Genomic DNA, 26,291 nt, shown 5'->3' on the forward strand with positions numbered 1-26,291 from the left:
CAGGTATCATCAAAATGTATAGTGCAGCCATTCTTGATTACTGACTGTTTTCTTTGCTGATAAGTCTGGAAGACCGGAGTTACCCATGCCGCTGACGTTGCTTACTGCTGGCGCTCACCTTCGCCGCAATAAACGCCTTTTACTGGCGTCAGGTTTATGTATGTCGGCCCACGCCGCCTTACTGCTGTTTGGACTGCAGCCAACCCAAACCCGAGCCGTCACCTTGGTCTCCCTCAGTGCAGGTCCCGCATTGGTGCTCAATTTGGCCGCCACCGGCGCACAAAGCGGTGCCGCAGCCGACGTACAGCCTGCGCCACAAAAGACTGAACCGAAAAAAGTCGTTGACCCGAGCGCCGTGCCAGCCAAAGCCGCTGAAACAGCAAAAACCGAGCAAGCTAAACCGGTCTTGAAAAAAGAACCTGCGCCTAAAAAAATAGCGCCGAAAATTCCAGAAGAAAAAGCTCCAAAAAAGACAGTTAAAAAGACAGCGAGAAAATCAACAGACAACACAGAACAGCACAACCCTGTCGCGGCTAACACGAGCACGACTGCCGCTCACTCCTTGGCCACCACGCAGTCAGCGGGCGGAGCACCGAACACAGCCTCCCGTGCAGCACCAGCCTCTACCGCACAAGCCCGTGGCAGCAGCAGTGAACCGCGTTTTCGCGTTCCCCCTTCGGCGCCGGAATACCCGAAAGCCTCACGCATGCGCCGTCAAGAAGGCACCGTATTGCTGGAAGTGAAACTGGGAACTCAAGGCGAGCAATTGCAAGTCGTACTGCTGAAAAGTAGCGGTTTCCCCCTACTGGATCGCTCGGCATTGAAAGCCGTAAAGGGATGGCAATTCTTGCCACAAGAAATCAACGGCCAAGGTGTCAGCCATGTGGTGCGAATTCCCGTGCGCTTTGAGCTGACTTAAACGCTGCCATTAAGACACAAAATTACGTACACCCACTTCTATTTAGACTTAAACAGGCTGTAAACCATGATTCTTGCGCAACTTGAACACCAACTCGGCAGCATGATGTGGCCGCTGCTGACCTGCTCTTTTCTGACCGGCGTGATTTTACTGGATCGGCTGTTTCGCCTGCTGCAAGCCGGTCGACTTGGCCAACATCATCTGGCCGCGCAGCTGTTACCTGGGCATAGCAATACCCTGAATAGCGTATCGGCCAGCCAGCTAGATACGATGCAGCAATCGTTGCAGCAACGCCGCTCGTTATTACTGCAAGGGGTCGCACTGCTGCTAACGCATCGCAACGAAAATAAAGCCTTACGCGAAGAAATTGCTGCGATCTGGCTGCAATCTAAGCGCCGTCAGCTCAGTAGTGGTCTGAAATTACTTAATCTGATTGCCGCCATCAGCCCACTTCTGGGTCTGCTGGGCACCATTTTGGGCTTGATTCAGATGTTTCAGGATATCGGCGCGAGCAACAGTCCAGTGACTCCTGCATTGCTGGCCGATGGTTTAGGCGTTGCAATGTACACCACCGCCGCCGGGCTGTTTATTGCGCTACCGGCACTGGTGGGTGCACAGCTGTTCAGCTTATGGATTGATCGGCTGATTAACGGCGCCGAACACGGCATGAACCAATACAACTTGTGGCTAGAAGGGATCCCGCTGTGTGAGGATTTCACGTCATGATCCGCGATCGCTCAGCGCCAGAAAGCAGCAGCCTTGGGATAGATCTCACCCCGTTGCTCGACATCATCTTTATCGTACTGGTGTTTTTATTGCTGACCGCCAATGTGCGTATTCAGAGCATGGACATCACCTTACCGGAAGTGGCTGATAGCACCCAACCGGCACAAACGGTACCGGAAAGTCTGACATTACACCTGTTTGCCGATGCGCCTTACTGGGCGCTGGACGAGCAAAAATTCACGGATTGGGATGCCTTCAGCAACGCCATTTTGACCGCACGCGCCCAGCCGCATACCTCCGGCGCTCAGCCAGAGATTATTATCGCCGCCGATCGCGATGCCAGTACTGAACGCTTATTGAATTTACTCAATTTCCTGCAGCGACAGAACATTCCTGCCGCGCAGATTTTAACCAAGGGATCAGAATGAAACAGATGCGCCTTTCTCACTACGCCCTGCTGGCTTGCCTCAGCCTGCCAACCGTTACTTTGCACGCAGCACCTACCGATAGCGCGGCCATGAGCACACATCCAGTTGCAGCTTCTGCCACACCACCTATTGCGCCACAGACCGCGCCAACGCGCGTGATCAGTGCCGGTAGTAATGTGACAGAAATTATTGTGGCGCTGGGCGCTGGCGATGTACTGGTAGGGGTTGATAGCAGCAGCCGTCTTCCTGCCGACAGCAAAGCCGCAACACTGGGCTATATCCGTCAATTACCAGCCGAAGGCATGCTTGCCCTGCGCCCTGATTATGTGATTGGCTCAGATGAAATGGCGCCGGCCTCGGCGCTGACAGCGCTGCAACAGGCCAAAATTCCCCTGACCGTGTTGCAGTCCGATACCACACCAGAAGCGCTCAAAGCGCAAGTGACGCAAATTGCTGCCCTGCTGCATAAAGAAGCCGAAGGCCAAACACTGCAGACGAAAATCGATCGACAGCTCGAACAACTCGCACAAACGCGTGCTCAGTTGCAGAGCAAGCAACACGGCAAACCGCTCAAAGCCGTGTATCTGCTGCTGCATGATGGTCGCCCGCCGATGATTGCTGGCGGCAATACTCCCGCCGATACTCTGCTGACCTTAGCCGGCGCCGTGAATCCGGCCGCTTCGGTGCGTAATTACCAAACGGTGTCAGCCGAAAGTCTGCTGGCCATGCAGCCGGATTTGATTGTGGTCAGCGAGCGCAATTGGACTGACGATGCCGACTCTCTGCTGGCCAAACAACCGTTACTGCAAAACACACCGGCTGGACGCAATAAAGCGGTGCTACCGATTAACGGTAAAGCGTTGATTGGTGGTATCGGCCTGAGCACCTTGAGCGAAGCCCAGCGTCTGGCCAATCACCTGAATCAGCAGTAAGCGGAACGCCCGATGTTACGACTGAAACTCTCTTTGCTCGGTAGCAGTGGATTGCTACTACTGAGCTTCATGTTGCTGCTGTCAATTGCCACCGGTCCGGTGCGCCTGCCGTTAAGTGAGAGCCTGCAGGCGCTGCTTTCGTTACCGAGCCACGCCAACGATCTGAGCACACAGCAATTGATTATTCAGACCATCCGTCTGCCGCGCACCCTGCTGTGCATCAGTGTGGGGGGAATTTTGGCACTGGCGGGCGCGGTGTTGCAGGGGCTCTTTCGTAACCCCTTGGCTGATCCGGGCATTATCGGTGTCAGTGGCGGCGCGGCGCTGGGGGCGGGATTGTCGATTGTTTTGCTTCCTGCCGGCGTGTCGCTGGCCGGTTTGAGTATCGCCGGTTTCAGTCTGGGTTGGTTGTCGCTCGGTTATACCGCGCTGTGTGCGTTTTTGTGTGGGATGCTGACCACACTGCTGGTCTACCGTATCGGGCGCACACCGTTTGGCACCTCGGTCAACATGATGTTATTGGCCGGCGTGGCCATTGGCGCTATCGCATTTTCCGGTCTGGGATTGTTGAGCTATCTGGCCGATGATCAGCAACTGCGCGATCTGTCGCTTTGGCAGATGGGCTCCCTCGCCGGTGCCCGTTGGGACACCTTACTGCTCAGTAGCCTCACCCTGCTGGTATTGCTGGTCGGATTTTATCGACAAGCCCCTGCGCTCAATGCCCTGCTGCTGGGGGAGTCCGAAGCACGGCATCTGGGCGTGAATGTCGAGCGGCTCAAACGTCGCTTGATCATCGGCTGTGCGGTGGGTATTGGCGTTTCAGTGTCAGTCTCAGGGATGATTGGGTTTATCGGTCTGATCGTGCCCCATCTGGTACGCATGCTGTGCGGCCCAGATTATCGTAATTTGCTGCCGCTGAGTGCGCTGTGTGGCGCAATCTTATTGCTGCTGGCAGACTTACTGGCGCGCCAATTGGCGGCACCGGCAGAAATTCCGGTTGGGATCATCACCGCGCTGCTCGGCGCACCGTTTTTTATCTGGCTGCTGATCCAACAAAAAAGGAGCGCCGCATGACCGTGGTCGAATTGCGTAATCTGACCTTACAACGTGGTCGACGCCAGATTTTATCGCAGCTGTCGTTAGACTTGCGAGCCGGTGAGCTCACCGTACTGATCGGCCCGAACGGCACCGGTAAATCCACCTTACTCAAGTGCATCAGTGGCGAAATGGCGGCGCAAGGTGAGATCCGGTTGTTCGGCCAACCGCAGTCGCAGTGGCCAGCATCCATACTCGCCCACCGGATGGCCATCTTGCCGCAAAGCTCGGCACTGTCATTTTCGTTTTTAGCCCGCGAAGTGGTGGCGTTAGGACGTTTACCGCATGCTTCAGGCAAAATCGCCGATGAGGCCATTATCCAGCGCTGCCTGCAAGCGGTAGGAGCGGAACATCTCGCCGATAGTGCCTATACCGTGCTCTCTGGCGGGGAAAAACAGCGCATTCACTTTGCGCGCGTCCTCGCGCAGCTCGATGAGCATATAGCCGACTCGCCGCAAACCGAGAGTGAGCCTATCTCCGCAGCACCGAAACTCTTAATGTTGGATGAACCTACGTCGGCACTGGATTTAAGCCATCAGCATCAGACACTGCAAACGGCGCAGCGCCGTGCGCGACAGGGTGATGCGGTACTGGTGATTTTGCACGATTTAAATCTGGCGGCGCGCTATGCCGATCGGGTATTGCTGCTCAATCATGGGCAGATTCAGGCCGATGGTTCACCAGAAGAGGTGTTGACTGCTGAGCGTATTAAGCAAATTTTCGCTTTCGACGCGCAAGTGTTTCGCCATCCAGAAACCGGACGCCTGCATATCAGCTAACGCGCCAACATAGCGATAACGCAGCGCAGGCAACAAAAATTGCGCACTGCAAATACAAAAGGTGGACAGCATCCTCATGCCATCCACCTTTTTTCTTATTTCTGCTGTGTGAAAGTACTTTTTGTATATTTAGCGAGCTGTTTAGTGAGCTATCGATAGTAAGCACGGCACGAATAGCACGTGATTAACCTTCGAGCAGTTTAGTTAACAGCACGCCACTGTAGAGCGACTCTTTCACCAACCCCGCCCCCGGCATGGTGCCTTCGTTATAAAAACGGGTCGGCTCCAACGTGAGGTTTTGCGTATACAGTGGATAGGCATTGGCTTCCAACGTGCGCATAATCACCGGAAACATAATTGACTGCGCCTGACTCAACGGTGAGCCAAACAGTACTTTTTCCGGATGGAACAGGTTCACCAACATGCTGAGCAGCACACCAATGCGCTCCGCCGCTTCAGTGAGCAAATTCAGCGCCAGCGCATCACCGTTTAATGCCGCTTGGCACAGGTTCGACACGTTCAGCGTCTGATGTCGCAACACGCTCTCTTCGCCGCACTCTAAACGCTGCCGCGCTTTACGCAGCAAGGCTTGAATATTGATTTCCGTTTCCAGACAGCCACGATGCCCACACTCGCACAGCTCCCCTTGCGGATTCACCACGATATGGCCAGCTTCAATCAGATTACGGTATTGGCCGTGGATCAGTTTGCCATCAATCATCACGCCCACGCCGACGCCATGATTGATGCTTAGCTGAACCACGTTCTGGCAGCCTTGTGAAGGCCCAAACAGAGCTTCAGCCATCGTCCACGCACAAACATCATGGCGCAGCAGCACTGGGAGACCGGTTTTCTGCTCCAGCTCCGCCGCCAGCGGCATATCCTTCACATGGTAATACGGCATCTGGTGCACAATACCGCGCGTCGCATCAATAACACCGGGCAACGTAATGGCAATGGCGCTCAAACGCTCCAGTTTGTCCTGATGACGGGTAAAGAACAGGTCAATTTCACTGACTAAACGCTTTAATAAAGCCGATTGCTCGCGCTCGATAATATCCAGCCGCTCTTCAATCAGCAGTTCGCTGCTCAGCTCATGCAATGCGAGGGTGAGATAGCCGCGTCCAAGACGCGCGGAGAGAAAATGCCAGCCTTCCGTATCCAAAATCAACCCGACCGCTGGGCGGCCACGGCTACCCGGCTCTTGGAATTCATCTTCCTTAATCAGGTGCGCATCCAACAGCTCACGGGTGATTTTGGTAATACTGGCCGGAGCCAGATTAGCCTGCTTCGATAACTCAATACGGGAAATGGGTCCCAACTGATCAATCAGGCGATACACAGCTCCGGCATTAATTTGTTTTATTTGATCGATATGTCCGGGATTGTGCCCTTCCGCCATTTTAGTCCACTCCGACAGGGTATTTCATACCTCGAAATAATTAAGCCGTCATGGTGTTGGCTTTAAGGAACAGCGTCAACCCCGCTATCGTTGAAGCGTGACCAAGTTTACAACCAGCGCACCTTCTCGCCTTTCGACCACTGGCGGACCGCCTCGTTATAGCGCTGTTCGACCTTGTGCCGACGCAATTTCAGTGTCGGGGTCAGATCACCGCTGTCGATAGTCCATGGCTCGGAAATCACCGCGATCCCGCTCAATACCTCGTGCGGTTCGAGCTGCGCATTCACGCTATCTAGATGTTCAGTCAACGCTTTGGCCAACATCTCCCGTGGCAATGCCAGCGAACTGGCCGACAGTTGCACCAAGCCCACCGGCTGCGGTAAGCCGCTGCCAATCACACACAACTGCTCAATAATCTCCAACGAAGCCAGTTTAGCTTCCAACACCACCGGCGAGACATATTTGCCTTTTTCGGTTTTAAAGATGTCTTTCAAGCGACCAGTAATCCGCACATAGCCTTGCGCATCAATTTCACCCAGATCGCCGGTATACAGCCACTCATCTTTGATCGCCAAAGCGGTTGAGATGTCATCCAGATAATAGCCCAACATGGTGCCGGGGCTGCGGGTCATGATCTCCCCTTCCTCCGACAACATCACTTCCACGCCTTTCGAGGCATGGCCAATCGAGCCAATTTTATCGGCACGGAACGGATAATTGATGGTGCCGTAAGCTAAGTTTTCCGTCATCCCCCACGCTTCGGTGATATTCATCCCCAAACGGTGATACCAATGCAGCAGCGATGGCGCAACCGGCGCGGAACCGCAGCCCAACACGCGGGCGCGGTGCAAACCTAATTTGCGTTGGATGACGTACTTAATCAGGTTATTGACCAGCGGAATAGACAGCAGGCGCTCCAACTTCTCTTCCGGCATTTTTTCCAAGATGCGCGAACGAAATGCTGACCACAGCCGCGGCACAGAGATAAAGATGGTTGGCGCCGTGGCCTTGATGTCGTCAACAAACGTATCCAGCGACTCAGGGAACGAAATCGTACAACCACCATACAAGCTGCCACCGAGGATATACACCCGCTCAGTGATGTGAGACAGCGGCAGATAAGAAAAACCGCAATCATTCGGGCCTAATTGCACGGTTTGCGCCACCGATTTAGCCGCCCAGCCAAAGCGCTCGTGGCTGTGCATCACCGCTTTAGGCCGACCGGTACTGCCGGAGGTATACACCAGTGACATCAAGCTTTCCGGCTCAGGGATCGGACTTTCTTCCAGTGGCAGGAAATCATTAAGCAGCGCTTGCCACTGATACTGGCAAGGCGCGGTCGGATACGGGAAGGCGATACGCAAAATGTCCGGCGGCAAAACCGCTTCGACATTTTCTGGATGATCCAATTTGCCGATAAAAATAGCTTTACTCTCGGAGTGCTCCAGCACATAGCGAATGGTTTCGCTGTTCGCCGTTGGATAGATAGGAACGCTGACAAACCCGCCCATCATCATGGCAAAATCGGCAATAAACCATTCGGCACAGTTTTTCGAGAGTAAGGCTACCCGATCGCCCGGCGCAAGCCCCAAGCCACGCAGTGCGCTGGCAATCACCCGCGCTTGACGTGCCACTTCTTTCCATGAGTAGCAATTAAAATGACGATTAACCGGCTGGCGCAGATAGGTTTCATCTGGACGATGCGATTCCCAGTAGTAGAGCATTTCCAGCGGTTGTTTTCTGATGATACTCATAAATGCCCCCAATCACTGGTGTGGTAAAATCGACTTCATGGTTAATCTTTATTTAACATTATAATCACCATTAATCTACTTATGGCAATGAGTCACAACGGTTTTTCACGCTCTTTCCGCTATCCGTTAGCTGACTCGAATCAGGTTGCGATTTATTTGGTAACTTGCCTTCATCTCACCATTAAGCATGTGCATGCATAGTGCAAGCCGCCATCGGCATAGATCACAACCTACAGGTTACGGTAGTCAGGGGGCGATGGGTTTGCGATAATCCGCGACTTGTGCTCAGACTATTCAACCACAGGCTTATTGATCCAGATGCTGTATCCGATTAATGAAGTATTTCAGACACTGCAGGGTGAAGGGGTATATACCGGCGTTCCTGCAATTTTTGTCCGTTTGCAGGGCTGTCCGGTGGAATGCAGCTGGTGTGATACCAAACACACGTGGCAGCTTGATGCCGATCAACGCTTGTCTGATCCCGCGCTGATCTTAAAAACTGAAGATTCGGCCAGCTGGTGCTCAATGACCATCAGCGATTTACAAACGCTGTTTACCGAGCAGGGCTATACCGCTAAGCATGTGGTGATCACCGGCGGCGAGCCATGCCTGTATGACCTCACCCCGCTGACAACGCAGTTAGAAGCGGCCGGATTCCAGTGCCAGATTGAAACCAGTGGAACTTACGAGATTCGTTGCTCAGAACAAACATGGGTGACAGTGTCGCCGAAAGTGGGTATGCGTGGCGGCTGCCAAGTACGCACTGATGCCTTGCTACGTGCCGATGAAATCAAACATCCGGTCGCACGCGAAAGTGATATTGAAGCGCTGGATCAACTGTTAGCGCAGCGCGAGCAAAGCCTCAGCGCCGAGGCAGCAAGCGCCCATAGCAAAACTCCGGTGATCTGTTTGCAGCCGATCAGTCAAAAACCGCAAGCCACCGAGCTGTGTATCCGCACCTGTATCGCTCGTAACTGGCGTTTATCAGTGCAAACGCACAAGTATCTGTCGATTGCCTAAGACATAAAAAAACGGTGTCGCCCACACGAAGTAGGCAGACACCGTTTTTTTGCCGTGCAGTTCGCGAACGTAACTCTTCGCGAAAATGACTCTTCGCAAGAAAATCACTCGCCGCGATAAGTACAACCTGACGTGCAGGTTTCCTTGATCATCACCGCTGACAGCAATGGCAATTGTGGTTTGAGTTTGTCCCAAATCCACCGTGACAACACTTCACTGGTCGGGTTTTCCAACCCTTCAATATCATTCAGATAATAGTGATCCAGCTGGTCATAAATCGGTTTAAATACCTGCTTGATGTCACCGAAATCCATAATCCATCCGGTGTGCGGGTCAACTTCACCGCTGATCTCAATGCGCACGGTAAAGGAGTGGCCATGCAGGCGTCCGCACTTGTGCCCTTCAGGGACATGCGGCAGGCGGTGCGCCGCTTCAAACATAAAGTCTTTGAACAAAGTGGTGGTCATCACTCTATTCCTATACAGCAATATAAAGGAACGGCGATGTTACCAGAATTCGTGGGGATGTGCGCCCGTTTGCAGACGCGTGTGCCACCCATTTATAGAACAGCACAGAGCTAATCCAACGTTTTGCGAAAGCGGCGCGTCGCAATCAGTAAGCCGACGATAAAAAAGATCGCCAGCCACAACAGCTCAAAACGCATATCCCACAGCCCTGCATCGCGCAGCACCACAGCGCGGATCACCCGAATAAAATGCGTTGCTGGTAGCACTTCGGCAATCCACTGCGCAGGCCGTGGCATGCCCTCAAACGGGAACATAAAGCCACTCAATAAAATTGACGGCAGAAGGATAAACACCGTCATCTGCATCGATTGCAGCTGCGTTTTCGCCAGCGTGGAGATAATCAAGCCTAAGGTCAAACTGGCGCAAATAAACAGCAACGACGACAGAAAAATCGCATAAGCTGGACCGGTGATCGGCACATCAAAAATCAGATGCCCTAACCCCAACACGATCATGACCTGAATCAGCCCCACCAGAATGTAGGGAATGATTTTCCCTAGCATCAGCTCCAGTGGCCGGATCGGGGTGTTGATCAGCAGCTCCATATTACCGCGCTCGCGCTCACGCACAATCGCCGCTGACGTGAACATAATCATGGTCATGGTCAAGATAATGGCCGTCAATCCCGGCACCACATTCACCGCACTACGCTGCTCAGGGTTGTAATATTGCGCGACAGCAAACACCGGCACCTGCAAGTTCGGATTCTGATTTTGTAACTCGGCCAGTGACATATTGCGCAGCTGACGTACCGCCGAGGCCACCATCAAATCCGAGCCATCCACCAGCCATTGGCCTATCGGTTGCACCGTATTTTGCGTACTGAGCGCAAAGTGTTGTGGTGTCTGCACATAATCGTTATAACGGCGCTCCAGATCTGGCGGTAGCACCAATACCGCACGTACTTTTCCCTGTCGTAAGGCGTTTTCTGCATCGGGAACTTGAATGTAATGCGCCTTGATATCCACCACCTGCGTCACCGCCACCATCTGCTGCAAGATCCGACTCAGCGAAGTCTGGCTTTGATCCACCACCGCAATCGGAATGTGCCGCACATTGGTGTTAATGGCATAGCCGAATAGAAACAGCTGAATCAGCGGGATCATGATCACCATGCCAAAGGTCATGCGATCGCGCGATAACTGACGCAGCTCTTTGCGCACTACGGCGCTCATCCGCAGTAAAAATAAGCGTAACCCGCAGATCATTGGCGAATCAGGCATCTGAGTTGTCTCCCCTGTCTCGCTTAGTGTTATCTGAGGGAGTATCTGAGATTATCGCTTCGTGCGCTCCTGCTAAAGACATGGCTTGCGGGCCGGTCGCCAGCACAAAAACGTCCTCTAGGCTGGGGCGAACTGGTTGAATGGTGCGAGCGTCAGAATCATCGCGCATGCTGTTAGCATCTATCTCATCATTGTGTTGGGCATCCATCTGAGTATCAAATTGCCGCACCTGCTGCTGTAAAAATGTCAGTGGCTCAGCTACAGCATGGCTCACCAAGACCCGTAACCGCGCCCCCAGCTGCGCGGCAGAAATCACCGACGTTATTCCCAATAAATGCAGTTTGAGCTGACGCAAATGCGCGCCATCAACCTCAAAGACCGCCCCGCCCATCTCACTCATCAGCTGCGCTGGCGCGCCGGTCAAACGCATGCGGCCATCTTGCATGATGCCGATGCGATGGCAGCGTTCGGCTTCGTCCATATAATGGGTGGCGACCAAAATCGTGGTTCCGGCGGCGGACAGGTCAAATAGTTGCTCCCAGAATTCCCGCCGATTTTGCGGATCAACCGCAGCCGTCGGCTCATCCAAAAATAACAACTCGGGTTGATGGATAACCGCCGCGGCAAGGGCCAAGCGCTGTTTTTGTCCACCACTGAGACTCCCCGCCAAGCGGCGTTGTAACGCCTCTAGCTCATACTGACGACACAGTTCGGCCACCCGCGCTTTACGCACGGCGCCGCGTAAGCCATACACTTCGCCGATAAAATGCAGGTTTTCGGCAACGGTCAGATCGTCATACAGGGAAAATTTTTGCGTCATGTAGCCAATGCGCGTGCGCACCCGCTCGCCACCTTGGGGTAGCACTTGGCCCAGCACCCGCACACTGCCTTCGCTCGGCGACAGCAAACCGGTCAACATGCGGATAGTGGTGGATTTGCCACAGCCATTCGGGCCGAGAAAGCCAAATATTTCTCCACGCCGAATATGCAGGTTCAGATTATCTACCGCCGTAAACGCACCGAAACGGCGCGTCATTCCTTGTGTATCAATGACGGTATCGATAACGGTCTTAGGCACTGCATCTGCAGTATCCGATGCGCTCACGGCCCCCATCATGGCAAGATCACCTGCGCCGGAATACCCGACGGCAAATCACTATGCTCTGGCGACAGTTGCACTTCGGCCAAATACACCAAACGCGCTCGATCTTCGCGATTCAGTGCATAGTAAGGGGTAAACGCCGGATCATGGGCAATTTTGCGTACCGTGCCCGTCATCGGCTCATTAATACCATCGACCCGCACCGGCAACGTCATGCCCACATGGATCTGCGTGCGAAATGGCTCGGGAATATAGACGCGCGCATAAGGCGCTTGGTCGGCCAACATCACCACCAGCGTATTACCGGTTACCGGACGGTCGCCCAAATGAAATGGCAGACTTTCAACGATCCCATCACGTGTCGCGACCACCGACAGCTGCAGCAGTGCAATCTGACTTTCGGCCAATTTAGCCTGTGCGGCAGCAACATTAGCGCGCGCCTGCGCAATATCTTCCGGACGTGACCCATTTTTCAACGCCAGCCACTGCTGATAAGCTGCATTAACCTGCGCTTGACTGTTATTGCGCGAGGCCAAAGCCTGATCCAACTCCGCTTGCCCTACCGCTTTTCGCGCAAACAGCTGCACCATGCGTTGATATTGCAAGATACTCTCTTTTTCCAGTGCTTGCGTGCCGCGCCAATGCGCCTCCGCGGCCGCAATATCTTCACTGCGCGCACCTTGCTCTAATTTTTGTAAATTCGCCTGCGCTGCTTGCAGTGAGGCGGAAGCTTGCTCGACCAAGGTTTGTTGATGCGCGGGGTCTAACTGCACTAACAATGTTCCACGCGTCACCGCCTGCCCTTCTTGTACCGGCATGGCAATCACGGTTTCGGCAGCCATCGCCGGATAAGTTAGCCGATCGCGCTCCAAGGTTCCCAGTGCTTGTGAGGATGGCGCAAAATCGCATCCCCCCAATAACAGCAAACACAACGCTGCGAATACTCCGCGTTTCAGATAATCACGTTTCACAGTACGCATTTCATTACGCATCACCGCTGTCCTTGCTTACGCCTATCAATACAAAACGAATTGGCACACAACAAAAAAGCCGCATCGTCAGCAGATGCGGCTGTTATTACTCACTATCCATCATGGATGCACGCAGCTACCTCGCTTTGTGCATACTATAGACGGTTGATTTTCTGACGTCCTGTTGCTGATTCACATTTTATGTTGCATTTAAAGTGATCATTATGAGCGCTGAATATCTTTCGCCATGCGCAGGCCATTGGCAATCACCAGCAAACTCGCCCCTACATCGGCGAATACCGCCATCCACAAGGTTGCGACACCGGCCATCGCGAGGGCAAAAAAGACCGCTTTAATGCCCAGCGCCATGGCGATATTGGCTTTCAACACGCGCGACGTACGACGCGCATGGGCAAACAGATCCGGTAATTTATCCAACCGATCTTCCATCAGCGCAACACCCGCAGTTTCCAACGCAGTATCGGAGCCAGCTGCGCCCATGGCGATCCCCAAATCAGCACGCGCCAGCGCAGGAGCATCATTCACGCCATCACCAATCATGGCGACTTGCTGATAGCGACCTTGCAACTCGGTAATCCGCTCCAGCTTATCTTGCGGTAACAACTCACCTTGCGCCTCTTCCACGCCAATCTGACGGGCAACCGCCGATGCTACGCCCTGATGATCCCCTGACAGCATAATGGTATGGATCCCCTGCTGGTTCAGGCGACGGATCACCTGCGCCGCTTCCGGGCGAATTTTATCGGCGACAGTTAAAATCCCCAGCAGTTGCTCGGCTGACATCAGCAACAGCAAGCCCTGACCTTGCGCTTCCAGCGCGCTTAACTCCGCAGCCTGCGCCGCCGTCAGCACCTGACGACGCTCAGCCAGACGACGGCTGCCTAGCCAGTAAGCATTGCCTTCGATATGCCCTTGTACGCCAAAACCGACCAGCTCCTGAATCTCACTCGCGTGCAGATTATGCTGCTCACTCGGCTCTTTGCTTAGCGCCTGACGAGCAACAGCGGCGCGCAATACCGCACTGGCCAATGGGTGTGTGGAGTACGCATCTAATGCTGCGGCTAACGCCAGAATCCGGTGTTCAGTCAGCGGACTGCCTTGTGGGACAATCACCTGCGTCACCTCTGGCTCGCCCAACGTCAGGGTGCCGGTTTTATCAAAGGCGATGGCATTGATTTTGGCCGCCATCTCCAAAGGCGCACCGCCTTTGATCAACATGCCGTGACGGGCCGACGACGCCAACGCACTGACCAAGGTCACTGGCGTAGCAATCACCAGCGCACAGGGGCACGCAATCACCAGCATCACCAAGGCGGTATACACCGACGATTTCAGTGGCATCACGCCGAACAGCGGTAACAGCACCGCCACCAGCACCGCAGCGACCACCACGGTCGGCGTATAGAAACGGGCAAAACGGTCAATAAAACGCTGAATCGGCGCTTTGCTGGCCTGTGCATCACGCACGGTGGTAATAATGCGCGCAAGCACGCTACCGCTAGCAGCGGCGGTAGTCTGGATCTCCACCACCCCATCGCCATTAATACTACCGGCAAACACCGTGCTGTTAGGCTCTTTACTGACCGGCAAACTTTCACCGGTGATCGGCGCTTCGTTAAAGTGGCTGGTACCGCTAACAATCATGCCATCTAACGGCACCCGCTCTCCTGGGCGCACGCGCACGCGGGTACCCACCGCCACCTCGGCCACGGACACTTCAACCCAATTACCCTCGCGCTGGATCCACGCCGTTTCCGGTGCCAAAGCCATCAAGGATTTCACCGCTTCGCCGGCACGCGTCAGTGACATATCCTCCAGCTTTTCGGCCACGGCGAATAAGAACAGCACCATCGCCGCTTCCGGCCACTGGCCAATGGCAATTGCGCCAATAACGGCTACTGACATCAAAAAGTGAATGTTCATGCTGCCAGTTTTCAGGGCAATCCAGCCTTTCTTTAAGATAGGCAAGCCGCCACAGGCAATCGACGCCAAGGCCAGCAGCGCAATCCACACACTGGTATCAGAACCACTTATGATGGCAACCGCTTCTGCACCTGCGGCAAACACCCCAGATAACGCGAACAAACCGCGTTGACGCCAGCTGATTTTACGCTCGGCAGGCATGGCGGCAGCTTGCTCTGCGGTCAGCTCTACCGCTTCCATGCCAACTCCGCGAATAGCGCGAACCACGGGCGTCACGTCATCTAAATCATGACCCATCACCATCACGCGCTCGATGTAGTTAAACTCTAACGTCCGCACACCACTGACTTTGCTCAGCGCCTTTTCAATCAAGCCTGACTCGGTTGGGCAATCCATCGCCAAAATTTGGAATTTAGTCAGGAAACGGGCGTCGCCGCCCTCGCCCAAACTCACACGGCTGGTCGCAGCATGCGACGCATGCTCATGACCGCAGCATCCGCCATGGGCATGAGTATGTGTGTGTTCATGATTGTGCTCGTGCGCATGACCATGGTCAGCAGCATGTTGGCCGCACGCGTGCTCATGCGCCGTGGCGACGGTTTGAGTGGTTGCGGTTTTACTGACTGAACAGCCAGCTCCCGCGCTCTGCTTTTGCGCGGCCTTTGCCGCAGGCGTGGCACAGCAAGTACCGGCGTTGGCAGCCTCGCGCATCTGATTATTTTTCTGGCAGCATGAAGTCATTGTCGGCTCCTTCGAAAGGTTTTATGCTTATTCCACACCCTGAAGTCACTTCAGGGTCAAGGCTTTTCGCAAGAAAATTCGGAGGGAAAGATGAGAATCGGTGAACTGGCTCGGCAGGCGGGAACGGAAGTCGAAACTATCCGCTACTACGAGAAAGAAGGCTTGCTGTCAGCGCCGGCACGCAATGCGTCGGGCTATCGTATGTACCAATCTCAGCATTTGTCCGAGCTGAATTTTATTTTGCATTGTCGCTCGCTGGATATGTCTCTGGCGGAGATCCGGCAATTGGCCAACTACCGAGATAATCCTGCCCTTGGCTGCGCAGAAACCAATGCGATGATCGACCAGCATATTCAAAATGTGCATCAGCAATTGGATAAGCTACACCGCTTAGAGCAGCAACTCATTATGCTGCGCGAACGCTGCACTGATGAATATCCGGCTAATAAGCAATGTGGGATTTTGCAAACCCTGCTCACCGCCGCCGAGCAAGCCCCATCGCCGTGTAAATGTCGTGGCGTACTGAATTCATTGATTGCTGCCGCTGAAGGTGAGTCTTGCCCTTGTCACAGCGCAGAAAGCTGCTCTCTACAGCGAGAAGCCGAACGCTGCAGCCATACCGCCTGCCAACACGAATAAAAAACGGCCTTCGTATCTCATCCTTTATCACAAGAACGTGAATGCGAAGACCGTGGTGATTTGCCGCTTCAATCTACAACGGCAATGCCGTGCTAACACTCAGTATGAGTTAAACGCGTAACCGCGACTGAACGGAACGGCTTCAGCGAAACTGTTTCATCCGCTGAATAAACTGGTCAATTTGTTCGCGGCCAGTGGCCGGATTCATAAAGACCGCTTTCTCTCCCGGGATATAGGCATACGCGCCTTTAGCGTTGTAAGACGAACGCGCAATAAATTCGACCCAGTTGGTGTACAGACCAAACTTGCCACGCTGCATAAACTGCTCACGGTGGTAATGGCTATTGCGTTTCATCCGCTCCATCGCCTGCGAATCGGTCATGCAGCTTTGCTCCAGCAAAAACTCGGCTTCTGGATCTTGCACGCAATTTGGGTCATACACTTTAAAGCCCACGCTTGGGCCTTGGTTTTCCGGCACCATCAATTTCACATTGCCCAATTGCTGCAGCTGATGGCGGAAGTAGTTCGCGTTTTGCAGACAGTGCGCCAGAATAATCTGATAGCCTTCAATCCCCATATGCTGCAGCGCCGAAAACGCCCCAAACATACCGGCCGCCCCGCGTGAACACTCGATAGTTGATTGCAAGTGAGTTTGACCTTGCAAGTCATGCTCAAAATACGAGAAGTTTTCTGGATCGTTTTCCAGCGCATGCATGTCATCGCGATTTTTGATCATCACCAGACTGGAGGTGTACGGGACATATCCCCACTTCTGGAAATCGACAGTAAACGAATCGGCATATTTAACTTCACGGAAACGCTCAACGTTATGGCGAATCCCCGCTAAGGTCGATTCGTTGATCTCCAATGGGTTACGATCAAAATCATAATCAAGGAAGAACAGCATCGACCAACCAACTGCCGCATCCGCGTGAATGTGCGGTTTCACCGCAATATCATATTCATCACACAGACGATTACGCAGATCATACACGGGCTTGATGCGGTCAACGCCGAACGTATCGGTCGTACCCAGCGTCAACATGATGGCCGGAATTTTACAGTGCACATCAAAGCAAGCACGCATCTGACGCTCTAAATCCACCAAATCGATGTCATTACTTTCGGTGACTTTGATACGAATGGTTTTATGGCGGATATCGACCCCCAGCAATGACAAGTTCGTCATGTTGGAGTAGTGACCACCTTGGGAATTGATGATGCGATAATCCTGATCGACCCCCATCCCCAAAGTCCGCGCTTCAGGCAGCGATTTACGAATACCCAGCAGATAGCCGTACAGGTTACAGAACGTACCGCCTTGGGTGAACACACCGGTCGCTTGTGCGGGATCATAACCGGCCAGCGTCGCCACTTGGCGGATCACCGTTTTTTCCAGATGGTCCGCCATCCCCGCATATTCGCAATACGCCAAATTCGGGTTAGCCAGCGAGCACATCATCGCGCCATACACCGCCGGATCACACGGCATCGTGATGACATTCTCGACAGAACTTGGGTTTTCCCAATCTTTAGACATCGCCGCCGCAAAGGTCAGCAGCGGATCAGGGCCATTCCCCGGCTGGTGCATTCCCGGTTTAACCGCACTGAGAGATTCAATCTCGGCAAAAAAGCGCTCACCTTGCGGATAAGCAGCCAACCGCTCGGCAGGAGCGAGATGTTTTTGACGAAATGCGTTGATTTGCTGGAATCCGAGGTCTTGATACACCGGCCAATGTTTAGGGTCACGGCTGAAGAACCAGTCCATCACCTGACGGTAACGACCTGAAAAATAAGATGAAACGTCATTCGCTTCGGCAGAGTTTAGCCACATATCGTGCTGATTCATGAGCATTTATATCCTTGTATCTGAAGCTGCCAAACAACAACAGCCATAACTTTATCGCTCTAGCACGATTCACTATATACACATCAAATAGACAAAACAATGAATGGCATTTAAACATTATTTCAGCTTATTACTTTGACATAAAAACAAGATCTAGACATATAAACCACTAAAAACTCAATAACTAGCAACTCGTGCCAAGATCACGGCTAAAAAGTCTCGCAAACAGCAAATCGATGCTGAAAACGACAAAACGCACTTTTAAAATACAATTAGCAGGAATTTGTACTTGAGTCCTGCTGATCGGCAGGTAACATAAGCAGTTATCCTTGCTGAGCACATTCAGTGCCAAACAAAAAGCAAAAATTGGAGTATGAGAACATTATGAGCGTAATGCCTGTAGTTGATGTGTTGCGCGGCCAAGCCCCAGTTGACAGTGAAGTCACCGTGAAGGGTTGGGTGCGCACCCGTCGAGATTCCAAAGCAGGAATCTCATTCCTTGCCGTTTATGACGGTTCTTGTTTTGACCCGCTGCAGGCTGTCATTGCTAATACTCTGCCTAATTACGAGAGCGAAGTACTGCGCCTGACAACCGGCTGTTCTGTTGAAGTCACCGGTAAAGTGGTTGCTTCCATGGGTCAAGGCCAAGCGTTTGAAGTGCAAGCCACTTCTATTACCGTTCTGGGTTGGGTTGAAGATCCGGATACTTACCCGATGGCGGCCAAGCGTCACTCTATTGAATACCTGCGTGAAGTCGGCCACCTGCGTGCCCGTACCAACATCGTGGGTGCGGTGACCCGTGTGCGTAACACCCTGGCACAAGCGATCCACCGTTTCTTCCATGAGAACGGCTATCTGTGGATCTCTACGCCACTGATCACTGCTTCTGACTGTGAAGGTGCCGGTGAAATGTTCCGCGTATCCACGCTGGATATGGAAAACCTGCCACGTACCGATAAAGGCACAGTGGATTACAGCGAAGACTTCTTCGGTAAAGAAGCATTCCTGACAGTATCTGGTCAGCTGAACGTTGAAACCTATGCGTGTGCGCTGTCTAAGGTATATACCTTTGGCCCAACCTTCCGCGCAGAAAACTCTAACACCACTCGCCACTTGGCTGAGTTCTGGATGGTAGAGCCAGAGATCGCGTTCGCGAACTTGGACGATGCTGCCGGTCTGGCTGAGCAACTGCTGAAGTACGTGTTCAAAGCGGTACTCGACGAGCGCATGGACGACATGAAGTTCTTCGCCGAGCGTGTAGATAAAGATGCCATTGCACGTCTGGAGCGCTTCATCGCTTCTGACTTTGCCCAGATTGACTACACCGACGCGATTAAGATCCTGGAAACTTGCGGTAAGCAGTTCGAAAACCCAGTGTTCTGGGGTGTCGATATGGCTTCTGAGCACGAGCGTTATCTGGCGGAAGAGCACTTCCAATCCCCAGTGGTCGTGAAGAACTACCCGAAAGACATCAAAGCCTTCTACATGCGTATGAACGAAGACGGTAAGACCGTGGCTGCGATGGACGTTCTGGCTCCAGGAATCGGTGAAATCATCGGTGGTTCACAGCGTGAAGAGCGTCTGGATGTTCTGGATGCCCGTCTGGATGAAATGGGTCTGAACAAAGAAGACTACTGGTGGTATCGCGATCTGCGCCGTTACGGCACCGTGCCACACGCAGGTTTCGGTCTGGGCTTCGAGCGTCTGGTGGTTTATGTCACCGGTATGCAGAACGTTCGTGACGTGATCCCATTCCCACGGACTCCACGTAACGCGCTGTTCTAATACGGTTTCTCACATAAGGTCATCCAGTCTTCTCGTGTTGAACTGAGACCGCTAAGATTAGACCGTAGAGACGCGTAGATAATAAAAGCCGGCATTGTCCGGCTTTTATTTTTAGATATCACCCTGTTGAGACTATTGACGAATCATGTCTCACACTCATCATAAACAAAAACGAATAAACCGGATTTATCAATACGCCCGCTATTCGTTTGCTCTGCAATTAAAGTGACGAATCCTTTCATCCTCTTTTATTTACACTCGCAATTATCGAACGCTCATGTTTTATTCAATGCGGGTATAAGTCACGAGATTTAAAACGAGATGTCTTCTTTTTATGATGTGAACAAATATTTTCAACGCGAAAGTAAAAGCATTAAATTGATAATTCGTAAAATAAGAGAAGTCGCAATATCAAATAAGTTTCATCGGGGACACAATTAATTACAGTCGGTTTCTCGCTGCAAAGACTGATACGGATGGATGCAATTAGTGACTAGCATCACATCATCACAAATGCGACATTACGCCTCAAGGAAAGTTCCGCACTAATGAGAATCAAGCGGAACTCTACGTCACTGAATGAGGAAATAGCATGAAACGTACTGTTCTTGCAGCCATGATCCCAGCACTGCTGGTAGCAGGCGCAGCTAATGCCGCAGTAATCTACGATCAGAATAACAACAAACTGGATCTGTACGGCAAAATTGCTGGTGAATACCATTTCGTATCTAACCACAATGCTGGAATGTATGATCGTGGCGATGCAAGCTACGTTCGCTTGGGCCTGAATGGCACCACTCAAATCAACGATCACCTGCAAGGTTTCGGTCAAGTTGAATACAACTTGGCGCCAAACGAAGACAACAACTTCAACGGCCCTAACCAAATGCGTCTGGCCTTTGCTGGCCTGAAAGATGACCGTTACGGTAGCATCAGCTATGGTCGTAACTGGGGCGTATCTTATGACGTAACTGGCTTCACTGATATGCTGCCAGAATGGGGTGAAGATACCCAAGGTTACATGCCTGAAGCAACCAACAACTACAGCGGCTCTGCGCCAACTCTGTTCGGTAACGGTCGTTCTGACGGCGTTCTGCAGTATCGTAATAGCTGGGATGGTTTCAACCTGGCACTGCAACTGCTGGCACCAAACGATTCTTATGATGGCGACAGCTCCAACCACAGCTATTCTCGTCTGATCGAGAACGGTACTGGTTACGGTATCGCGATGACTTACGACGCCGGCATGGGCGTAACTCTGGGTGCGACTTACAACAACGCGCAGAAATCTGATTGGCAGAAACAAAACCTAGCCAATGATAAAAACGCACAGCTATGGTCAGTTGGTGCTAAGTATGATGCTAACAACATCTATGCAGCAATCAACTATACCCAAACCAAAAACCAAATGGCTTACAGTATGAAGCCTATCACCGGTAAGAGTGGAAACATCGGTGATGTAAACAGCATCAACGAAAACGCATTTGCTTCTACCAGCCAAGCAGTGTTCGCTGTTGCTCAATACAACTTCGACAACGGCCTGACTCCAAGCATCGGTTATGCTCAAGGCTGGCTGCGTCATCCAAATGGTTACGTAGGCAACCAAGACTACAGCAAGTATGTTGACCTGGCGCTGACTTATAACTTCAACGCTAACATGAATGCGTATGTTGACTATAAGATCAACCTGCTGGACAACAACGAATACACTGCCAACAACGCTCTGTACACCAACAACGTTGCTGCTGTGGGCCTGCAATACACCTTCTAATTTCTCGCTACGCGAAAAATTTAGATATTGCGAGCTGCGCCGATCTCCTACGGGAGATCGGCTTTTTTCGTTAGCCCGACATGAAGAACCATAATCTCGCTATCAATTCCTTTCTTGCTCACCTTTTGCGCAATAAATAACTTACCAACCACCATTTCTCAGCATGTAATCCTAAGTTTACAGTTGTCATCACACAAATTTGCATAGCGTAAAATTTCAGGCTATGTATTCACTGTTTATAGCAATTTAAAGGCATTTAATTTTGATAACTTGGATATAAAAACCATTTATTCTATTTTAGTGCGAAATTCATGGTTTTTATCACTGGCTTAGTCAAATGCGCTCAACAGGTACAGCGAGTACTATGCACGTAAAGATTAACCACCTCGGAAACCGTCATGAAATCCGCTGTAGCACTATCCCCTACCGAATCAAAAACTCTCGTTTGGTCCAAGCAAGACTCGCATTGGGTCTTTAGCCTGTTTGGCACTGCCGTTGGCGCCGGCATTTTATTCCTGCCTATCAATCTGGGGATTGGCGGTTTCTGGCCGCTGCTGATTCTGGCAGCACTGGCATACCCGATGACCTATCTAGCTCACCGTGGTCTTGCACGCTTTGTACACTCTTCAGCCAATGCTGAAGCAGATTTTACCGATGTGGTGGATGAGCATTTCGGAGCGCGTTTTGGCCGCTTGGTTACCTTGCTCTATTTTCTGTCAATCTTCCCCATCCTGATGATTTACGGTGTTGCGATCACCAATACTACGGATAGTTTTATGGTCAATCAGCTTGGCATGGCTTCGCCACCACGCGCGCTGCTGTCGGGTGGCCTGATTTTCGCTCTGATTGCTATCATGATTGCCGGCGAAAAAGTGTTGCTGAAAAGTTTTGAAGTAATGGTGTATCCACTCGCCGGTATTTTGGGCCTGCTCTCTTTGTATTTGATCCCACATTGGCAAATGCCAGCACTGAGTATGCCGTCAGCTAAAGATTTTATGACCACATTGTGGCTGGCCATTCCGGTCGTGGTGTTCTCATTCAGCTACACTCCGGCAGTCTCTTATTTTGCCAAAGTACAACGCCAACGCTATGGCGCACACTCTGAGGCGAAAACAGATAGCATCATGCGTCGTACCACCACCATGCTGGTCTGTTTTGTGCTGCTGTTTGTGTTCTCTTGCGTACTGACCTTGTCGCCGGCTCAACTGGCACAGGCCAAAGCCGAAAACGTGTCGATTTTGTCTTATCTGGCCAACATCATGCACAATCCAGTGCTGGGTTTACTGGGGCCGTTGGTTGCGTTTATTGCCATTACCTCCTCATTCTTAGGCCACTTCCTTGGTGCGCGCGAAAGTCTGAATGGCTTGTTGACCAAAAATACTCGCTTATCACTGCGTCATGCTGACAAACTGAGTATTGTGATCCTGTTTCTGGCTATCTGGTTCTCTGCTATCCAAAACCCAAGCATTCTGGGCGTAATGGAAGCGCTGTCTGGTCCGGTGATCGCGATTATCCTGTTTATCATGCCGGTGTATGCGGTTTATAACGTCAAATCACTGCATGCCTATCGTCACCGTTTTGGTACCTACTTTACCTTGGCCGTTGGTCTGCTGGCGGTATCTGCGTTAGTGTTTAATTTGTTGTTCTAACTGCATTCCTCTCATCTCCTAGCGAGTTTTTTATCACGCCCCTTTTTGGGGCGTTTTTATTCTTTGACTCTTCATTTTCTTAGCTATTTTAAGTTGTTTCTTCTTTTTTATTTAATCTCTGCTCGCGTATTTCCTTTCTCTTGCTTTTTTCTCTTCTATCTCACGCTATTTACTTTCTTTCCTTGCTTTATTTTTCGCATATTTATCATGTATTCCTGATGATTAGCGCTAAATACGGCAACGTGTTTTAAATGGCGAATTTACCAACCCCTTCTATTCTTATTAATGCAACGGCGAATTTGGAATGTACGCCGCAATAAAGCTGTGGTGGGTGCAAAACACCCTAAAAATACAAGGGGTTTAACCATGAAATACAATTCTCTTGCCGTAGTTTTACCTGCTCTTTTACTATCGTCCACCAGCTATGCTGTTGAACTGTATAACAAAGATGGGAATACCATTGATTTCTATGGGTATGTCATGGGGGATTACCACTTCTCCAAGAAAAATGACATTTCCACACACGGGGATCAGAGTAACTCTCGCTTTGGTATCAAAGGCACAACAGAAATTAATCCTGAATTGAAAGGCTTTGGTCATTTTGAATATAACCAGCCAATCAATAATAACGAAAACTCATTTTGGGGCGAAGAAGGTGAAGTTCGCTTAGGCTATGCCGGCTTAACCCATGATACCTATGGCACCATTCAATACGGTCATAACTGGTCTGTGATGTATGACGTGACCCAGTATGCCGATATGCTGCCAGAATTTGGTGAAGATACGTTGGGTTACTTCTCCGAAGTCTCAGGCAGTACCGTGATAGATCCAGATTCGATGTTCGGTTCAGGCCGTGGTAACGGTATGCTGCAATACCGCTACAGCTATGCTGGCTTTGATATGGGTCTGCAATATCTGGCTAGCAGTACCGGCGTACAGGGCGAAGGTGCCGGTGCCTCATTGCAATATACCTTCGATTCGGTCGGCATCACCTTAGGTGGTGCATATAACGCCGGTAGCAAAGATATGCAGGCCATTCGTAATCTCGGTGCTCCACTGGCGTCAGACTTCAACGAAAGCCGCGCGCATATGTGGGCTCTGGGCGCAAAATACGATCTTAACAACATCTATCTGTCAGCGGTGTATGCCGAAACCGACAATCAGCAACCGTATGTTGATATCAACAATAACAACAACTTTGCTGACAAAACACAAGCCTATTTCTTGACCGCGCAATACACCTTCGACATGGGCCTGACCCCAGGTATTGCCTATGCGCAAGGTAAAGCGAAAAGCTTAAACGGTTATGGCGATCAGGATTACAGTAAATATGTCGACTTATCGTTGAACTACGCGATCAATAACCACTTCACCACCTATGTGGATTACAAAATCAATCTGCTCGACAACAACGAATACACTCGTCAAAACAGTGTGCTCACCGATGATGTGGTCGCCGTTGCGTTCCAGTACAACTTCTGACCAATCCAGCAGATTAACAACAGGGTGACATAAAGGCGCTACGGCGCCTTTTCTTGTGTTTTTTCTTGGCCGGATTGATTGTCAAGACACTATGCAAAAGGTATAAGGATAAAGGAACTTTGTATTACTTGCATGGATGTCACCACATATGTTTGAACACATCATTGCCGCTCCGGCAGATCCAATTCTCGGCCTCGCCGATACCTTCCGCGCCGATCCACGAACTCACAAAATTAACCTTAGCGTTGGTGTTTACAAGGATGATGCCGGCCAAACCCCGGTACTGCACAGCGTGAAAAAAGCGGAAAAACGTCTGCTGGAAGAAGAAAGCAGCAAAAACTATCTGGGCATTGATGGCCTAGCCAGTTTTGCCGCCTGCACTCAAGCCCTGCTGTTTGGCGCTGACAGCGCTATTGTGCGGGAAAAGCGTGCCAAAACCGCACAAACACCTGGTGGTACAGGTGCTCTGCGTGTTGCTGCGGAATTCATCGCTCGCCAAACCTCTGCGAGCACGATTTGGATCAGCAATCCAACTTGGCCTAACCACGCGAGCGTGTTTAAAGCGGCCGGTCTGGAAGTGCGTGAGTACGGTTATTTTGATGCCGCCAATATGGCGCTCGACTTTGATGCCATGCTGACCTCACTGGAGCAAGCCAAAGCGGGTGATGTGGTGTTATTCCACGGTTGCTGCCACAACCCAACCGGTATCGACCCAACGCCAGCGCAGTGGGATCAACTGGCCAAGCTGTCAGCAGCCAAAGGCTGGTTGCCACTGTTTGACTTCGCCTATCAAGGCTTTGCTCGTGGTCTGGAAGAAGATGCTTACGGCCTGCGCGCTTTCTGCGCCAACCACAGCGAATTGCTGGTAGCCAGCTCCTTCTCTAAAAACTTCGGCCTGTACAACGAGCGCGTCGGTGCTTGTACTTTGGTCGCAGCCGATCAGGAAACCGCGGAGCGTGCGTTTAGCCAAGTCAAATCGGTGATCCGTGCTAACTACTCCAACCCACCTGCACACGGTGCTGCCGTTGTTGCGTTGATCCTGTCTGACCCGCAGCTGAAAGCAGAGTGGGAAGCGGAACTGACTGAGATGCGTGGTCGCATTCATCAGATGCGTGAGCTGTTTGTCGCCAAACTGCAAGCGCTGGGCGCGAACCGTGATTTCAGCTTCATCGCACGTCAAAATGGTATGTTCTCTTTTAGTGGCCTGAATCCACAGCAGGTTGCCCGTTTGAAAGATGAATTTGCAATTTATGCTGTCGGCTCCGGTCGTATCAATGTGGCAGGGATCACCTCCTCCAACATTGATCCGCTGTGTCAGGCAATTGCTCAAGTACTGTAAATCTGTCGAGCGAGTACTTCTTGAGCGCTCATCTTTAACGCTCACCTAAGATCACCTCACGCTATTACGGTCAGCTAACGCTGGCCGTAATATTTTGCCTCTAATCCATTCATGCTAAACGCTCCTGACCAATTCCCCCGCTCACTCATCACGTCGCCTTTCTGAGGGCACAGCTCAAACGTTGCGTACTTTTATCAGCCTGCCAGTGTTTAGC

General features: G+C 51.7%; 21 protein-coding genes. 13 read left to right on the forward strand and 8 right to left on the reverse strand.

Features of this window, described 5'->3' with window-relative positions; all coding sequences use genetic code 11:
- The first annotated feature begins 85 nt into the window (after window positions 1-85).
- From LQ901_RS07350 to LQ901_RS07375, 6 genes are all read left to right on the forward strand, one after another.
- Window positions 86-919, forward strand: a complete 834-nt coding sequence (locus tag LQ901_RS07350; protein WP_233672111.1) for an energy transducer TonB — start codon at window positions 86-88, stop codon at window positions 917-919.
- Between the two features lie 66 nt (window positions 920-985).
- Window positions 986-1,645 (forward strand): MotA/TolQ/ExbB proton channel family protein, encoded by a 660-nt coding sequence (locus LQ901_RS07355; protein WP_010861800.1) that lies wholly within the window; start codon window positions 986-988, stop codon window positions 1,643-1,645.
- Complete coding sequence (locus tag LQ901_RS07360) at window positions 1,642-2,073, forward strand: biopolymer transporter ExbD (protein WP_064977589.1); 432 nt, start codon at window positions 1,642-1,644, stop codon at window positions 2,071-2,073. The genes LQ901_RS07355 and LQ901_RS07360 overlap by 4 nt, the downstream gene beginning before the upstream one ends.
- Window positions 2,070-3,005: a hemin ABC transporter substrate-binding protein gene (locus LQ901_RS07365; protein ID WP_082935492.1), complete on the forward strand. Its 936-nt coding sequence runs from the start codon at window positions 2,070-2,072 to the stop codon at window positions 3,003-3,005. Before LQ901_RS07360 ends, LQ901_RS07365 begins: the two co-directional genes overlap by 4 nt.
- Window positions 3,006-3,017: 12 nt before the next feature.
- Window positions 3,018-4,079, forward strand: a complete 1,062-nt coding sequence (locus LQ901_RS07370; RefSeq protein WP_039045333.1) for an iron ABC transporter permease — start codon at window positions 3,018-3,020, stop codon at window positions 4,077-4,079.
- A complete protein-coding gene (locus LQ901_RS07375) occupies window positions 4,076-4,879 on the forward strand; it encodes a heme ABC transporter ATP-binding protein (protein WP_233672112.1) in 804 nt (267 codons plus the stop codon). Before LQ901_RS07370 ends, LQ901_RS07375 begins: the two co-directional genes overlap by 4 nt.
- A gap of 184 nt (window positions 4,880-5,063) precedes the next feature.
- Here LQ901_RS07375 and LQ901_RS07380 read toward each other — a convergent pair whose 3' ends face one another.
- The gene (locus LQ901_RS07380; protein ID WP_152115067.1) at window positions 5,064-6,281 is read right to left on the reverse strand and encodes an ROK family protein; all 1,218 of its coding nucleotides are present in this window, start codon (window positions 6,279-6,281) and stop codon (window positions 5,064-5,066) included.
- A gap of 107 nt (window positions 6,282-6,388) precedes the next feature.
- On the reverse strand, window positions 6,389-8,035 hold the full coding sequence (locus tag LQ901_RS07385) for an AMP-binding protein (protein ID WP_233672113.1): 1,647 nt from the start codon (window positions 8,033-8,035) through the stop codon (window positions 6,389-6,391).
- A 318-nt stretch (window positions 8,036-8,353) separates the two neighbouring features.
- Between LQ901_RS07385 and queE the strand changes: the two genes are divergently transcribed.
- A complete protein-coding gene (gene queE, locus LQ901_RS07390; protein WP_233672114.1) occupies window positions 8,354-9,055 on the forward strand; it encodes a 7-carboxy-7-deazaguanine synthase QueE in 702 nt (233 codons plus the stop codon).
- A gap of 104 nt (window positions 9,056-9,159) precedes the next feature.
- Here the strand turns inward: queE and queD are convergent, their stop codons facing one another.
- The 5 genes from queD to LQ901_RS07415 form a co-directional block, all read right to left on the reverse strand.
- Complete coding sequence (gene queD / locus LQ901_RS07395; RefSeq protein ID WP_010861808.1) at window positions 9,160-9,522, reverse strand: 6-carboxytetrahydropterin synthase QueD; 363 nt, start codon at window positions 9,520-9,522, stop codon at window positions 9,160-9,162.
- A 110-nt stretch (window positions 9,523-9,632) separates the two neighbouring features.
- The gene (locus tag LQ901_RS07400; RefSeq protein ID WP_197665251.1) at window positions 9,633-10,805 is read right to left on the reverse strand and encodes an ABC transporter permease; all 1,173 of its coding nucleotides are present in this window, start codon (window positions 10,803-10,805) and stop codon (window positions 9,633-9,635) included.
- On the reverse strand, window positions 10,798-11,922 hold the full coding sequence (locus LQ901_RS07405; RefSeq protein ID WP_233672115.1) for an ABC transporter ATP-binding protein: 1,125 nt from the start codon (window positions 11,920-11,922) through the stop codon (window positions 10,798-10,800). Before LQ901_RS07405 ends, LQ901_RS07400 begins: the two co-directional genes overlap by 8 nt.
- On the reverse strand, window positions 11,919-12,899 hold the full coding sequence (locus tag LQ901_RS07410) for an HlyD family secretion protein (RefSeq protein WP_152137227.1): 981 nt from the start codon (window positions 12,897-12,899) through the stop codon (window positions 11,919-11,921). Before LQ901_RS07410 ends, LQ901_RS07405 begins: the two co-directional genes overlap by 4 nt.
- 201 nt (window positions 12,900-13,100) lie before the next feature.
- Window positions 13,101-15,563 carry a heavy metal translocating P-type ATPase gene (locus LQ901_RS07415; protein ID WP_233672116.1) on the reverse strand — a complete coding sequence of 821 codons (2,463 nt, stop codon included), beginning with the start codon at window positions 15,561-15,563 and terminating at the stop codon, window positions 13,101-13,103.
- 90 nt (window positions 15,564-15,653) lie between these two features.
- On the opposite strand from LQ901_RS07415, the gene cadR reads away from it, so the two are divergent.
- Window positions 15,654-16,202 (forward strand): Cd(II)/Pb(II)-responsive transcriptional regulator, encoded by a 549-nt coding sequence (cadR, locus tag LQ901_RS07420; RefSeq protein ID WP_064977584.1) that lies wholly within the window; start codon window positions 15,654-15,656, stop codon window positions 16,200-16,202.
- A gap of 142 nt (window positions 16,203-16,344) precedes the next feature.
- Here the strand turns inward: cadR and LQ901_RS07425 are convergent, their stop codons facing one another.
- The gene (locus tag LQ901_RS07425) at window positions 16,345-18,051 is read right to left on the reverse strand and encodes a pyridoxal-dependent decarboxylase (protein ID WP_233672117.1); all 1,707 of its coding nucleotides are present in this window, start codon (window positions 18,049-18,051) and stop codon (window positions 16,345-16,347) included.
- Between the two features lie 384 nt (window positions 18,052-18,435).
- On the opposite strand from LQ901_RS07425, the gene asnS reads away from it, so the two are divergent.
- The 5 genes from asnS (at window position 18,436) to LQ901_RS07450 (ending at window position 26,077) form a co-directional block, all read left to right on the forward strand.
- Window positions 18,436-19,836, forward strand: a complete 1,401-nt coding sequence (gene asnS, locus LQ901_RS07430) for an asparagine--tRNA ligase (protein ID WP_010861815.1) — start codon at window positions 18,436-18,438, stop codon at window positions 19,834-19,836.
- Between the two features lie 592 nt (window positions 19,837-20,428).
- On the forward strand, window positions 20,429-21,607 hold the full coding sequence (locus LQ901_RS07435; protein ID WP_064977582.1) for a porin: 1,179 nt from the start codon (window positions 20,429-20,431) through the stop codon (window positions 21,605-21,607).
- A gap of 398 nt (window positions 21,608-22,005) precedes the next feature.
- Complete coding sequence (locus LQ901_RS07440) at window positions 22,006-23,256, forward strand: aromatic amino acid transport family protein (protein WP_152137225.1); 1,251 nt, start codon at window positions 22,006-22,008, stop codon at window positions 23,254-23,256.
- Between the two features lie 366 nt (window positions 23,257-23,622).
- Complete coding sequence (locus tag LQ901_RS07445; protein WP_064977580.1) at window positions 23,623-24,738, forward strand: porin; 1,116 nt, start codon at window positions 23,623-23,625, stop codon at window positions 24,736-24,738.
- Window positions 24,739-24,886: 148 nt separating this feature from the next.
- Window positions 24,887-26,077, forward strand: a complete 1,191-nt coding sequence (locus LQ901_RS07450; protein ID WP_152137224.1) for an amino acid aminotransferase — start codon at window positions 24,887-24,889, stop codon at window positions 26,075-26,077.
- Window positions 26,078-26,291 lie beyond the last annotated feature (214 nt).

Source organism: Plesiomonas sp. PI-19, assembly GCF_021368255.1.
Taxonomy (GTDB): domain Bacteria; phylum Pseudomonadota; class Gammaproteobacteria; order Enterobacterales; family CAMTGL01; genus Plesiomonas; species Plesiomonas shigelloides.